Annotated in this window: 1 pseudogene; it reads left to right on the top strand. The window is 56.5% G+C overall.

Annotated elements, in window-relative coordinates:
* Positions 1–255: pseudogene (locus tag KW841_RS29525) on the top strand (hypothetical protein); the annotation flags it as partial.

Here is a 255-nt window from a genome sequence, read left to right as displayed (position 1 = left end):
CAAAATATGGTGACAACGAAATCACCGACCCGCCCCGCACCTTTACCGTGAAGCTGGACGTCGAGCTGAGCCTGGATGACGTCCTCGAATCCGAAGACGGCCCCCCTGTCGATGAAGGTCAGCCCACGTACAAGAATCAGTTGCTCATCAAGGGACATGCCCGGCCCGGTGAGAGCATTCAGCTACTCAATCACGGCGTCCCGATAGAAGGTGCCATCGCAATCGCCGATCTCCTCGATGGCGTCTGGAAATTTT

This window comes from Pseudomonas sp. PDM28 (assembly GCF_019219115.1).
Taxonomy (GTDB): Bacteria; Pseudomonadota; Gammaproteobacteria; order Pseudomonadales; family Pseudomonadaceae; genus Aquipseudomonas; species Aquipseudomonas laurylsulfatiphila.
This window is presented reverse-complemented; position numbering and strand designations above follow the sequence as displayed.